We start from the raw sequence: 11,909 nt of genomic DNA on the forward strand, positions 1-11,909 counted from the left end.
AGGTAACCGGCGATGAAAGATAAACCGAATGAATGGGTTTCCATTGCCGACCTGATGGCTGGGGTCATGGCCGTGGTCATGTTGTTGCTGGTGATGGCGGTGTTGCAGAAGAGCTATTCGGACCTCAAGTATCAACAGGAACAGGCTCAGAGCAGTGCCAGCCAGCGGCAGAAAGTCGAGCAGTTGCTCGGCGCGCTGCAGGACTCGCTCAATAGTACTGCCGGTGCCAGCCTGGTGGCCCTTGACCTGGGCGCACAGAAACTGACACTGCGTGACGGGGTGTTCGGTCGCGGCAGTGCATGCATCACCGAGCAGTCCCGCGAAGCCTTCCAGAGCATCGAGGCGGCGGTAACGCAGTTTCTGGCACAGTTTCGGGGTGCGCAGGTGTACATTGAAGGCCACACCGACAACTTGCCAGTGCTGCGACCGGTGACAAACTTCGAAGCCAATTGCACGGTCTACGACGACAATTTCACGCTTTCTGCTGCCCGTGCTCGTGAAGCGCGCAAACTAATCGTCGGTAATCTTGATCCTGTTACTGCAAGACGTGTGGTAGTGGCAGGTTATGGCGACTCACAGCCCATCCCGGGCATAGCGCCGGAGGATGCACAGCAGCGCCGTATCGAAGTCCGCTGGATTACCCCGGAAGAGCCAAAGCCCGGGCCCAATCTGGCGAAATGAAGAAAGCCGGGGTGGCGATGCGAATCGCCAGCCCAGAGCCCTAATGCCAGCCAGCTGAACAGATTTGGGCCGCTTTGCGACCCTTCGCGGCGGTTCGGTGCCCCGACTTGCCCGCTCCCACAGGTACTGCACATCACATCAAATCGGTGCGATCGAAGTGGGAGCAGGCACATCGAGCGCAGAGTCCGCTGCCGAGCGCTCGCGATTCGCCACCCCAAACGGCACGTGCACCATCGGCAAATCCCCCGCCGGCGACTGCAAATGGCTGCGCTGGTCATCAAAGAACACATGCGGTTTCAGGATCGACAACACCCTGGGCTTTTCCATCCCGCCCAAAAAGAAGCACTCGTCCGGCGATACGCCCCAGTCCTTCAACGTCGTCACCACCCGCTCATGCGAAGGCGCATTGCGCGCTGTCACGATCGCAATCCGCAGAATCCGTTTGTACGCCGGGTCCTCGGCCAACTTGCGGTCCTCGAGCATGCGAATCAGCGAAAGCTTGCGGTACAGGTCCGCCAACGGCCCCGGCGAATGCGGGATGCCCTTGCGCGCCCGCTCGTGCTCCTGAAACTCGTCCAGGTTGTCGTCGCGCTTGTACACGCGCTCGGCCTCGTCATCGGCAATCACCCCGTCAAAGTCGAAGGCCACCCGCAGTTCGGTGTCGATCTCGTCATCGTAGATGCGTGTCGGCAGCACCCGCCCGGCCGGGTAGTCGGCGTCGATGGCTTTCTGCACATCCTCCTCGTTGGCGCTGAGGAACAGCGAGGCATTGAACGCCGGGATGTACTCGTAGGGCGAGCGGCCCGACATGAACGCCGCGCGGGTGATGTCCAGCTGGTAGTGGCTGATCGAGCGAAACACTCGCAGGCCGGTTTCCGGCGAATTGCGCGACAGCAGCACCACCTCCACCGGCAACTGCTCGGGGAAGGCCTGGTTGATGCTCAGGAAGCGGCGAATGAACGGGAACGCCACGCCCTTTGGGAACGGTTCGTCCAGGTTCTGCTGCTGATGCTGGCGGTAAGCCTCAACGCCCTGGGTCTGGTAGATGTCGTCCGAGACGGTGAGGTCGAACAGCGCACTCGAAGCAACGCCAATGACCAGTTTCTGTTCGATGGGGTAGGGCATGAAACAACTCCTGAGCGTGAGCTGAAGGCAAGTGTACCGCGCGCTTCGCGGCGCTGTCGGCGTCAGATCAGGATGTAGTCGTTACGCACCACCACCGGCTCGTGTGCACCTTCGACCAGGTGCACGAACTGGCCTGCCACCTGGTCGATCGCCAGGCAATCGTCGACATCCAGCAAGGCATCGGTATGCGGCTTCAGCCAGTCCGCCTGCATGCGTTGTTTGCCCAGGGCCTTGGCCTCGGCCTTGTTGTGGGCGGTGACCAGCAGGTAGCGGTGGGCCTCGCCGAATACCTCGCGTTCGTAGCCACCGAGGTTGATGAAGTACAGGCGCAGCGCACCAGGGGCAGGGGGCTGCTGGCGCAGTTCGATGCGTTGGCCGTCGATACCGTGCACTTCCAGCCACGAATCGACATGCAAACCTCGCGGGCTGCCGAACCAGGCCTGGCGCAATTGCGGGTAGGCCTGTTCGAAGGTGTCGGCCTGGGCGAACACCACATCGTGGACTTCGATCTTGGCGCCGGGGTGACGGCCTCCGAGCATGACGACGTAAAGCATGGGCGGTCCTTTGCATGGCTGATGTAAAAGTGCGTCATTGTACTGCCTGATTCGCGGATGCCGCTTTCATGGAACTGCACATGATTCATTGAATTGGCAGGGACCCTGTGGGAGCGGGCTTGCCCGCGAAGCAAGCGACGCAGTGGATGGCACGGGCTTCGCCCGTGTTCGCGGGCAAGCCCGCTCCCACAGTGACTGCATATGTTTTTAAATTTTGGGCAAGACGGTTCTCCCACAGGTTACGCGCACCGCTTGCGAATTCAGTTCTCTTCGCGACAGCTCCGGCCTGACAGTTGCTCCACCAGAAAATCCACGAACACCCGCACCCGCGCCGGCATTGCCGGGCCGCCGACGAACACTGCATGAATCGGCTCCCGATCACCGGGGTTGTACGCCTCCAGCAACGGCACCAGCTGACCGCTGGCCAGGTCATCGGCCACGGTAAAGGTACCGATGCGCGCTACGCCGGCGCCGAGCCTGGCCAGCTGCGCCAGGGCTTCGCCACTGCTGCATTCGATATTGCCCGTCACCTTCAATGAGAACGCCTGCCCGTCGCGGCGGAATGGCCAGTCGGGGGCGGCGCGGCGGAAGTTGAAGCGCAGGCAGTTGTGCCGGGCCAGGTCCTCCGGCACAAGCGGCGTCCCACAGCGCGCCAGGTATGCGGGCGAGGCGACGATCACCTGGCCGGTTTCGCCAATGGCGCGGGCGCTCAACGAGCTGTCCGGCAGGTGGCCGAAGCGCAGCGCCACGTCGGCCTGGCCGCCGAGAATGTCGGCCACTTCGTCACTGAGGGTAAGGTCGACCAGCACCTGCGGGTAGCGCGCGCTGAACGCTGCCAGCAACGGCACCACGGTCAGCCGGCCATGGCCCAGCGCTGCGCTGACGCGCAAGCGCCCGCGTGGCACGCCCTGGTCGGTGATGGCCTCTTCCACTTCGAGCATGTCGGCCAGCACTCGCCGCGCACCGCGCAGGTACGCTTCGCCCTCGGGCGTGAGAGTGATCGCCCGGGTGGTGCGTAGCAGCAGGCGGGTGCCCAGCCGCTGTTCGGTGCGCGCGAGGATGCGGCTGACCGCCGAAGGCGTCAGCCCCAGCGCCCGGGCGGCGGCAGACAGGCTGCCCTCTTGTGCCACCTTGGCAAATATTTCCATCTCTCCGGATCTTCCACTGAAGTCCATTTGTGCCTCTTGAGCAAAGGTGGTTCGCAAAAACGCAGTCTAGTGCGGCTCAGCTTCGGATCGTAGCATTTGCAGCACAGATAAGGAGTTTGCCATGCGTATCAATCCACCGCTTGTCGCACTCGCCATCGGTGCCTTTGGCATCGGTGTCACCGAGTTCGCCCCCATGGGCATGTTGCCCAGCATCGCCACCGACCTTGGCGTCTCAATCCCGGCTGCCGGGCTGTTGGTCAGTGCCTATGCGATCGGTGTGCTGATCGGGGCACCGCTGATGACCCTGGCCACGGTGAAGGTCCCGCGGCGTTACCTGTTGATCGGCCTGATGGCCATCTTCACCCTGGGCAACCTGATGTCGGCCCTGGCCAGCGACTACGCCAGCCTGCTGGTCGCCCGCGTGGTCACCTCGCTCAACCACGGTGCGTTCTTTGGCATCGGCTCGATCGTCGCGGCCAGCGTGGTGCCGCCCGAGAAGCGCGCCGGGGCCGTGGCCGCCATGTTCATGGGGTTGACCCTGGCCACCATCGGCGGTGTGCCGCTGGCGACCTGGTTCGGTGAAATGCTGGGCTGGCGCACGGCATTCTGGGGCATCGCCGGGCTCGGCCTGGTGGCAATGACAAGCCTCTGGTATGCACTGCCCCATGTGCCGTCGCCCAAGGGTGACGGGGCCATGGCCGAAATCCGCGTGCTGGGCCGCGGGCCGGTGCTGGCGGCATTGCTGCTGACCGTGGTGGGCTCCAGCGCGATGTTCACGGTATTCACCTATATCGCGCCGATCTTGCAGAGCGAGGCGGCCGCGTCCACCACCTTCGTCACGGCCATGCTGGTGTTGTTCGGTGTCGGCCTGACCTTGGGCAACGTGTGGGGTGGCAAGGCCGCGGACCGCTCGATCGACCGCACCCTGATGCTGTCACTGGCCGTGCTGATTGCGGTGTTGCTGATGTTCCCGCTGGTGATGGGCTGGCCGCTGCCGACTGCGCTGGCGATCCTGGTGTGGGGTGCGGCCAGCTTTGCCCTGGTGCCGCCGCTGCAGATGCGGGTGATGGAGGCGGCCAAGGATGCGCCCAACCTGGCGTCGGCGGTGAACATTGGGGCGTTCAACCTGGGTAACGCGATTGGTGCGGCGCTGGGTGGGGCGGTGATCAATGCCGGGCTGGGGTATTCGGCGGTTTCCCTGGCGGGGGCGGCGATGGCGGCGGTTGGATTGGTAATGGTCTTGATGTTTGCCTGGCGTGGGCGGGCGGTGGCGTTGAGGGATCGGGTAGCAGTTTAAGGGGCTGAGATCCTGGGGGCGCTTTGCGCCCCTTTCGCGACGCAAGGCCGCTCCCACAATGTTGCCATCACGGCGTACCGTTGCGGCCGTGCAGGTGATAGGCCGGGCGCTCGCTCAACCGCTCGTAATAGTCGCGCACGGCCGGCAGGTGCGGGTGCTCGAACGGTGTTTCGAACCAGCGGTTGACCGACAGGCCGATGGGAATGTCGGCCAGGGTGAACTGGCTGCCGGCCACATAGGCACCGGTGGCCGCCAGCTGGCGGTCGAGAATGTGCATGTAGCGCGCCCAGTCCGCACAGCCGGCGGCGAGGGCCTGAGGGTCCTGGTGGGCGGGCGAGTGCCTGACCAGTGACATGAACGCGTAGCTCCAGGAGCGGTTGAGGTCCGAGGCCTGCCAGTCGATCCACTGGTCGATCCTGGCCCGCGCCTGCGCTTCGCCCGGGTAGAACGCGGTGGCGCCGTAGCGCGTGGCCAGGTAGCGGATGATGCTGTTGGATTCCCACAGGGTGAAGTCGCCATCCTGGATCACCGGGATCATGGCGTTGGGGTTCAACGCAAGGAACTCGGCGCTGTCCGTGGGCTTGAAGCCCGCCCCCCAGTCTTCGCGCTCGAACGGAACCTCGAACTCGGCGCACGCCCACAGGACTTTTCGTACATTGATGGAAGAGGCTCTGCCCAGTATCCGCAGCATGGTGTTCGTCCTTGTGTGGGGGAACTTGATCGTCCGTCACTGCCGGGTGCCGGTCAAGAGCCTGGCCGGTGGCAGAGCGTCCCCTTTGTAGGATTCTTGTAGTCCATTTCCGAAAGTAAGCCTTTCCACCCCCAAGGTGATTGTGGCGTGGCAGGTAGCGCCCTAGTCTCGGCACGCTCGTAACCCCGAGGAATGGACATGGACAAAGACACTCCGAAAGAAGGCAGCAACCTTAATGTCGTGCGCGCAGCGGGCCGTTTTGGCAACGGCGGTGCCGAACTGGTGCAGATGAAACCGCAGCTGCCAATGCGGACGGCGCTGATGGAAGCCTCAAGCATCATGGGCTGCATTACCGAACTCACCCGCAAGGCCATCGACCGGCCTGGCGACCGCAAGGTGATGATGCAGGCCACGTACTATCTGGCAGGTATGGCCAAGGCGTTGATCGACGGCCAGTTGCATCAGTTGCGCCAGGCACGGGCAGGTGAGGAGCAGCCTTAGTCAGGCTTGCCTGGGGGCCGTGAACTTGGCACCCTTGGTCAGTTTGAATCGTCTGAATCACGACAGAAGGAAGTTCGCATTGAGCTGGGACAAGGTGGGGAAACTTCTGGTAGCCGTGCTGCTTGGCCTGATGGTTCTGCTGGCCGTCTATGGGCTGCTCAGAGGCAACCCGCGCCTGGAGGCATCGCTGACCTATGCCTACCTCACCTATCCCAGCCAGTTCAGCGAACGCATCAGCAAGGCCAGCGAGCAGCTCAAGTACGAGCAGTTGCAGGGGCGTATCAACACCATCAGCGAGGGCGGGCTGAGCCACGATCAGGTCGAGCGCCTGATCGAAATGGCCCAGGCACCCTATGCCCAACTGTTCGCCAAGCCCTTCGAGGCCGGGCTGGTCGACCACCGCACCGGTTTGCTCATCGAATTGCGCAACAGTGGTGATGCACAGGTGCGTCAGGTGAAAATCCGCCTGCCAGCCAAGGGCCTGGTGCAGGTGCGCGACGCTGCGGGCAACGACACCATCCTGGAAACCGCCACCATGCAAGTGGATATCCCCGCCATCGAGCCGGGTGGCGCGTGCAAGGTATGGGTGTACTTCGATGCGGACTACTCGCAGATCCGCCAGAGCGGGGTCAGCATCAGTCACGCCAATGGTAAGGCCGATGTGCAGGTGTACCGCGAGGTCATCGGCTTCCCGGCCTGGGTGGCCCGCTACAGCCGTGAGCTGATGGTACTGCTGGGCGTATTGGCGGTCAGCGTGCTGGGCCTGGGGTATGCCTGCCTGTCGCGGCGCCGCGTGGTATAGCCCCGGCGGGCGTGCCTTCAGGTCAAGGGTCATTTGCCGCAAACTCAACAATCGCCCGTTGACAACCCTCTATAGTGCTCGGCATTACAAGACCTATGCCGAGCCTGCCCGATGATCCCTTCCCTGGACTCCATTTTCTCCCGCCTGCGCCTGCGTCAGTTACGCCTGCTCATCGAACTGGACCGCTGCGGCTCCCTGCACAAGGCGGCCGAGGCCATGGCGATTTCCCAGCCCGGGGCCACCAAGGCCTTGCGCGAGGTAGAGGAGGTGCTGGGTGTGCCGTTGTTCCAGCGCCTGCCCAGCGGGCTGGTGGCCAATGACGTAGGTCGTTGCGTGGTGCGTTATGCGCGGTTGATCCACAGCGACCTGGGGCACTTGCGCGAAGAGGTGCTGGGCATTGTCCAGGGCCAGGGCGGGCGGCTGGCGGTGGGCAGCATCATGGGTGCCATGCCGACCCTGGTCGGCGCCCTCGGGCGGCTGCGCAGCAGGCAGCCGCAGCTGGCGGTGGAGATCGCCGAAAACACCAGTGCCAACCTGCTGGCCCAGCTCGATGAAGGGCGCCTGGACCTGGCCATCTGCCGGCCAGGGCTGGGCCGCAACGCGGCAGACTATGCCTTTGTCGAACTGGCCCAGGAGCCGCTGGCGGTGGTCGCGCACCCACGGCACCCGCTGGCCGGGGTGGCGGCGCTGGAAGTCGGCGACCTGAGCCAGTACCGCTGGATTGTCTACCCGGCCAACATGCCCATGCGCCAGGCGCTGGAGCGTGAGTTGAGCGAAGCGGGGGTGGAGGTGCCACGCTACCCGCTGGAAACCTTCTCCACCTTCGCCACCTTCATGCTGCTGGAGGATGACCCGATGCTGGTGGCGGTGATCCCCAGCGCGGTGGCGGCCTTTGCCGAGCAGCGCGGCTTGCTGGTGTCGCTGGCAGTGCAGCTGCGGGCACTGAGCGAGCCGTTCGGCATCGTGCACCGGGTGGCAGCGCCGCTGTCACCGGCGGCGCGCTTGCTGGTAGAGGAGTTGACTGCCGGTTGAAACCAGTAGCGGCCCCTGTGGGAGCGGGCGAGCCCGCGAACACCGGCGCAGCCGGTGCCATCCACCGCGTTGCCTGCTTCGCGGGCACGCCCGCTCCTACAGGGGCTTGCAATCCCAAACCTCAGAACTGCCGCTCGCGGTAATCGATCAAGCTGGAAAACACCGCAATCAACACCGCCGCCACCACGAAGAAGATCAGCGCAAAGAAGTAATCCCCGGTGAACTGCACGATCAGCCCGATCACGATCGGTACCAGCACCCCGGCCATGTTGCCGCAGAAGTTCATGGTGCCACCCAGCACGCCGGTGCGCGACGGCCCGCCGATGATCGCCGGCAGGCACCAGTACATCCCGCACCAACGGATGAAGAACATCGCCACGCACAGCAGGCTGATCACCGCGACGGTTTCGCCCACATAGGCTGCTGCCAGGATGCACACCGCCGCCACCAGCGCCGAACCGCTGAACAGGGTGCGCATCACCAGGTTCGGCGAGGCACCGCTGGCCCGCCAGCGGTCACCGATCCAGCCGCCGATCAGCTCGCCGACAAACCCGCACATGAAGATCAGGAAGGTCGCCCCACCCATGGCCGAGATGTTCAGGCCGTGGGCCTTGTGCAGGTAGCTTGGCATCCAGGTCAGCAGCCCGTAGAACACCGCCAGGATGCAGCTGTAGCCGGCGAACATGGCAAAGATCGAACGGTCCTTGAGCAGCTCGCGCAGCGGCAGGCTGGCCTTGGCTGCCGCGGCATGGGCGCTGGCGTTGCCTTCGGTGATGTGGCGCAGCTCGGCCTCGTTCACCCCTGGGTGCTCGCTGGGGTGGTTGCGGATGTACTTCCACGCCAGGATGCCGGCCAGTACGGTACCGACCCCCGCCACCACGAAGGCCAATCGCCAAGAGCCCAGCCAGGCAATCAACCCGGAAATCAGGATCGCCCCCAGGGCACTGCCCAGCGGCGCGCCGCCGTCCACCAGCACTGCGCCACGGCCACGTTCGTTGGGCGTCAGCCAGGCACCATTGAGCTTGGCCCCGGCGGGCATGATCGGCGACTCGGCCACGCCCAGGCCGATGCGCGTCAGTAGCAGTACCAGCCAGTTGTGCGAGGCCGCGCCCAGCGCCTGGAACAGGCCCCAGGCCACGGTTGCCGCGCCAATGATGCCGCGGGTGTGGAAGCGGTCCAGCAGCAGGCCGCCAGGGATCTGCATCAAGGCATACGACCAGAAGAACGCACTTAGCATCAGCCCTTCCATGGCCGGTGTCAGGTTGAATTCGGGGGCGATCAGCGGCAGCGCCACCGACAGCGAGGCGCGGTCGATGTAGTTGATTGCGGTCAGCAGCAACAGGATCAGGAAGATGCGCCAGCGCACCGTGGTCATCGGGGCCGCAGCAGGCAGCGCCAGGTCGGCCGGGGAGGGGATGGTCTTCATCGCGGGAGCTCGTTGTTGTGATTATCGGGAGGCGTAGCAGCTACGCAGGCCGATTGTTGGAGCGCTGCCGGCGGGGCGGGTAATGAAAAGAGCTGATCCGCCAATAACGCCTGCTTATTACCCGGGCAGGGGATAAGCAGCGGTTATTGGCGGATCAGCTCTTTTCATTATCGGCGGCCCTGGCCCGCGCTCTAGATTGCCCCGGCACGGCCCGCCAGCGTCACGGCGGGCACAACAAGAACAACGCAGTTGCCTGAGGACACCTCATGAGCCCATTCCAGTTCCATTTCCCCACCCTTGCCAAATGTGGCGCGGGCCTGGCCGACCAGGCCGGTGCGCTGCTCAAACCGTACCTGGACGGCCCCCTGCTGGTGGTCACCGACCAGGGCCTGATCGACGCTGGCATCCTGGCCGGTTTCTTCGCCTCGCTGGAGCAGGCGGGTATCGACTACCAGCTGTTCTCAGACGTTGAAGCCAACCCCAGCACCGACGTGCTGGACGCTGCCGTGGCGCTGCTGAAAACACGCAACTGCACCGCCGTGATCGGCGTGGGCGGTGGCAGCAGCATCGACACCGCCAAGGGCGTGGCGGCGATGGCCACCAACCCTGGCAACATCCTCGACTACGAGGGTTACGACAAACTGACCCAGCCACCGCTGCCGATCTTCGCCATCCCGACCACCTCCGGTACCGGCAGCGAATGCACGGCGTCGACCGTGTTCACCAACAAGCGCACGCTGTTCAAGACGGTGATCGTCAGCCCGCGGCTGTTCCCGCGCCTGGCCATTCTCGACCCGGCACTAACCCTGAAACTGCCCGCGGCCATCACCGCGGCCACCGGCATGGATGCGCTGACCCACGCCATCGAGTCGTATGTGTCGCGCCAGGCCAACCCGATCAGCCAGGCCATGGCCCTGCAAGCCATTCGCATGATTGCCGGCAGCCTGGAAAAAACCTACTTCGTCGGCACCGACATGGACGCCCGCGAGCAGATGCTGCTCGGCTCGTTCCTGGCCGGGGTGGCGTTCTCGCAATCCAGGCTGGGCAACGTGCATGCCATTTCCCATACCTTCGGTGGGGTGTTCAACATTCCCCATGGCATCGCCAACGCCGCCCTGCTGCCTTACGTGATCAAGTTCAACCTGCCGGCCTGCCCGGAGCGCTTCCGCGACATCGCCATTGCCCTGGGCGCCGATGTGACCGGGCTCAGCGTGGAGCAGGCCGCGGCGCGCGCGGTAGAGGCGGTGGTGGCCCTGAACCAGGCCATCGGCATCCCGGCGACCATCCGCGAACTGGGCGTGGACCTGGAGTTCCTGCCGCAGATGGTCAGCGACTCGATGCGCAGCGGCAACGTGCTGGTCAACCCACGCCTGACCACGGCGCGCGATGTCGAGCGCCTGATCACCGACGCCTACCACGGCAACCTCTGAACCTTTAGCGGAACCACGACCATGTTCTATGAAATGCGTACCTACACCCTGCACATCGGCAAGATGAAGCAATACCTGGAGCACTTCGAAAAGGAAGGCTTGCCGGTGATCTCGCGCTACGCCAAGCTGGTGGGCTGGTGGTACACCGAGATTGGCGAACTGAACCAGGTGGTGCACATCTGGGCCTACGAGAGCCTTGACGAGCGCATCGAGCGCCGCGCCGCCCTGTACCGCGATGCGGACTGGCTGGAGCGCTTCATCCCCGTGGCCTTCCCGATGCTGGTGCGGATGGAATCGAAGTTGTTGATGCCTGCCGCGTTTTCGCCGATCCAGTGACCCTGTAACTGCATTGCATCAAGGAGCAACCCAATGGATCTAGGCATTACCGGCCGCTGGGCCATCGTCTGCGCGGCCAGCCAGGGCCTGGGCAAAGGCTGCGCCGAAGCGCTGGGCAAAGAAGGCGTCAACCTGGTCATCAATGCCCGCACCCAGGCCACCCTGGAGCAGACCGCTGCCGAGTTGCGCGCGGCCTGCCCGGGCATCGAGGTGCGCACCGTGGCCGGGGATGTCGCCGACGCCGAGGTGCGCCAGGCGCTGCTGGCAGCCTGCCCGCAGGTGGATATCCTGGTCAACAACGCCGGAGGCCCGCCACCGGGTGACTTCCGTGACTGGGGGCGTGAGGACTGGCTGAAGGCACTGGACGCCAACATGCTTACCCCCATCGAGCTGATCAAGGCGGTGGTCGATGGCATGGCCGAGCGCGGGTTCGGCCGGGTGGTGAACATCACCTCCGGTGCGGTGAAGGCGCCGATCGATATTCTTGGCTTGTCCAATGGCGCACGCAGTGGCCTGACCGGCTTCATCGCCGGCCTGGCCCGTCAGCAGCGCCTGGCGGGCAGTAACGTGACGCTGAATAATCTGCTGCCGGGGGCGTTCGACACAGCGCGCCTGCAGAAGACCTTGAAGGCGGCAGGTGGCGATGTAGAAGCCACCGCACAGTCCCGGCGCAAGGCTATCCCGGCGGCGCGCTTTGGTAGTGCCGATGAGTTCGGCGCCTACTGCGCGTTCCTGTGCAGTGCGCATGCCGGGTACATCACCGGGCAGAACCTGCTGATCGATGGCGGGGCGTATCCCGGTACCTTCTGAATCGCCTGACTGAACTGTCATTCGAAACAAAATGCAGGCCCTTGTGGGAGCGGGTTTACCCGCGAAGGAGGCGACA

General features: G+C 64.4%; 13 protein-coding genes. 8 read left to right on the forward strand and 5 right to left on the reverse strand.

Annotated features, from left to right (window positions below; all coding sequences use genetic code 11):
* The first annotated feature begins 12 nt into the window (after positions 1 to 12).
* A complete protein-coding gene (locus ACIQYU_RS10135) occupies positions 13 to 681 on the forward strand; it encodes an OmpA family protein (protein WP_207836773.1) in 669 nt (222 codons plus the stop codon).
* Between the two features lie 138 nt (positions 682 to 819).
* On the opposite strand, the gene ACIQYU_RS10140 is transcribed toward ACIQYU_RS10135, so the two are convergent.
* The 3 genes from ACIQYU_RS10140 to ACIQYU_RS10150 all read right to left on the reverse strand — a co-directional run bounded on the left by ACIQYU_RS10140 (position 820) and on the right by ACIQYU_RS10150 (position 3,535).
* Positions 820 to 1,806 (reverse strand): 5'-nucleotidase, encoded by a 987-nt coding sequence (locus ACIQYU_RS10140; protein WP_207836770.1) that lies wholly within the window; start codon positions 1,804 to 1,806, stop codon positions 820 to 822.
* A 62-nt stretch (positions 1,807 to 1,868) separates the two neighbouring features.
* A complete protein-coding gene (locus ACIQYU_RS10145) occupies positions 1,869 to 2,360 on the reverse strand; it encodes a DUF1543 domain-containing protein (RefSeq protein ID WP_402799395.1) in 492 nt (163 codons plus the stop codon).
* Between the two features lie 260 nt (positions 2,361 to 2,620).
* Positions 2,621 to 3,535, reverse strand: coding sequence for a LysR substrate-binding domain-containing protein (locus ACIQYU_RS10150; RefSeq protein ID WP_063913773.1), 915 nt, complete (start codon positions 3,533 to 3,535; stop codon positions 2,621 to 2,623).
* Positions 3,536 to 3,629: 94 nt separating this feature from the next.
* On the opposite strand from ACIQYU_RS10150, the gene ACIQYU_RS10155 reads away from it, so the two are divergent.
* On the forward strand, positions 3,630 to 4,805 hold the full coding sequence (locus ACIQYU_RS10155; RefSeq protein ID WP_207836286.1) for an MFS transporter: 1,176 nt from the start codon (positions 3,630 to 3,632) through the stop codon (positions 4,803 to 4,805).
* Between the two features lie 67 nt (positions 4,806 to 4,872).
* Here the strand turns inward: ACIQYU_RS10155 and ACIQYU_RS10160 are convergent, their stop codons facing one another.
* Complete coding sequence (locus ACIQYU_RS10160) at positions 4,873 to 5,496, reverse strand: glutathione S-transferase family protein (RefSeq protein ID WP_063913771.1); 624 nt, start codon at positions 5,494 to 5,496, stop codon at positions 4,873 to 4,875.
* A 198-nt stretch (positions 5,497 to 5,694) separates the two neighbouring features.
* On the opposite strand from ACIQYU_RS10160, the gene ACIQYU_RS10165 reads away from it, so the two are divergent.
* From ACIQYU_RS10165 to ACIQYU_RS10175, 3 genes are all read left to right on the forward strand, one after another.
* Complete coding sequence (locus tag ACIQYU_RS10165; protein ID WP_233693556.1) at positions 5,695 to 5,997, forward strand: DUF3077 domain-containing protein; 303 nt, start codon at positions 5,695 to 5,697, stop codon at positions 5,995 to 5,997.
* 79 nt (positions 5,998 to 6,076) lie between these two features.
* Positions 6,077 to 6,799, forward strand: a complete 723-nt coding sequence (locus ACIQYU_RS10170) for a hypothetical protein (protein WP_207836282.1) — start codon at positions 6,077 to 6,079, stop codon at positions 6,797 to 6,799.
* A 111-nt stretch (positions 6,800 to 6,910) separates the two neighbouring features.
* Positions 6,911 to 7,831, forward strand: a complete 921-nt coding sequence (locus ACIQYU_RS10175) for a LysR family transcriptional regulator (RefSeq protein WP_402799402.1) — start codon at positions 6,911 to 6,913, stop codon at positions 7,829 to 7,831.
* A 121-nt stretch (positions 7,832 to 7,952) separates the two neighbouring features.
* Here ACIQYU_RS10175 and ACIQYU_RS10180 read toward each other — a convergent pair whose 3' ends face one another.
* Positions 7,953 to 9,257 (reverse strand): MFS transporter, encoded by a 1,305-nt coding sequence (locus tag ACIQYU_RS10180; RefSeq protein WP_207836271.1) that lies wholly within the window; start codon positions 9,255 to 9,257, stop codon positions 7,953 to 7,955.
* A 266-nt stretch (positions 9,258 to 9,523) separates the two neighbouring features.
* Here ACIQYU_RS10180 and ACIQYU_RS10185 point away from each other — a divergent pair, with 266 nt between their 5' ends.
* From ACIQYU_RS10185 to ACIQYU_RS10195, 3 genes are read left to right on the forward strand one after another with little or no spacing between them, the layout of a single operon-like run.
* Positions 9,524 to 10,687: an iron-containing alcohol dehydrogenase gene (locus ACIQYU_RS10185; protein ID WP_233688000.1), complete on the forward strand. Its 1,164-nt coding sequence runs from the start codon at positions 9,524 to 9,526 to the stop codon at positions 10,685 to 10,687.
* A gap of 21 nt (positions 10,688 to 10,708) precedes the next feature.
* The gene (locus ACIQYU_RS10190; protein ID WP_063913764.1) at positions 10,709 to 11,023 is read left to right on the forward strand and encodes an NIPSNAP family protein; all 315 of its coding nucleotides are present in this window, start codon (positions 10,709 to 10,711) and stop codon (positions 11,021 to 11,023) included.
* Positions 11,024 to 11,056: 33 nt separating this feature from the next.
* Positions 11,057 to 11,833 carry an SDR family oxidoreductase gene (locus ACIQYU_RS10195; protein ID WP_207836261.1) on the forward strand — a complete coding sequence of 259 codons (777 nt, stop codon included), beginning with the start codon at positions 11,057 to 11,059 and terminating at the stop codon, positions 11,831 to 11,833.
* The last annotated feature ends 76 nt before the right edge of the window (positions 11,834 to 11,909 follow it).

This window comes from Pseudomonas sp. NPDC096925, assembly GCF_044762545.1.
Lineage (GTDB): Bacteria > Pseudomonadota > Gammaproteobacteria > Pseudomonadales > Pseudomonadaceae > Aquipseudomonas.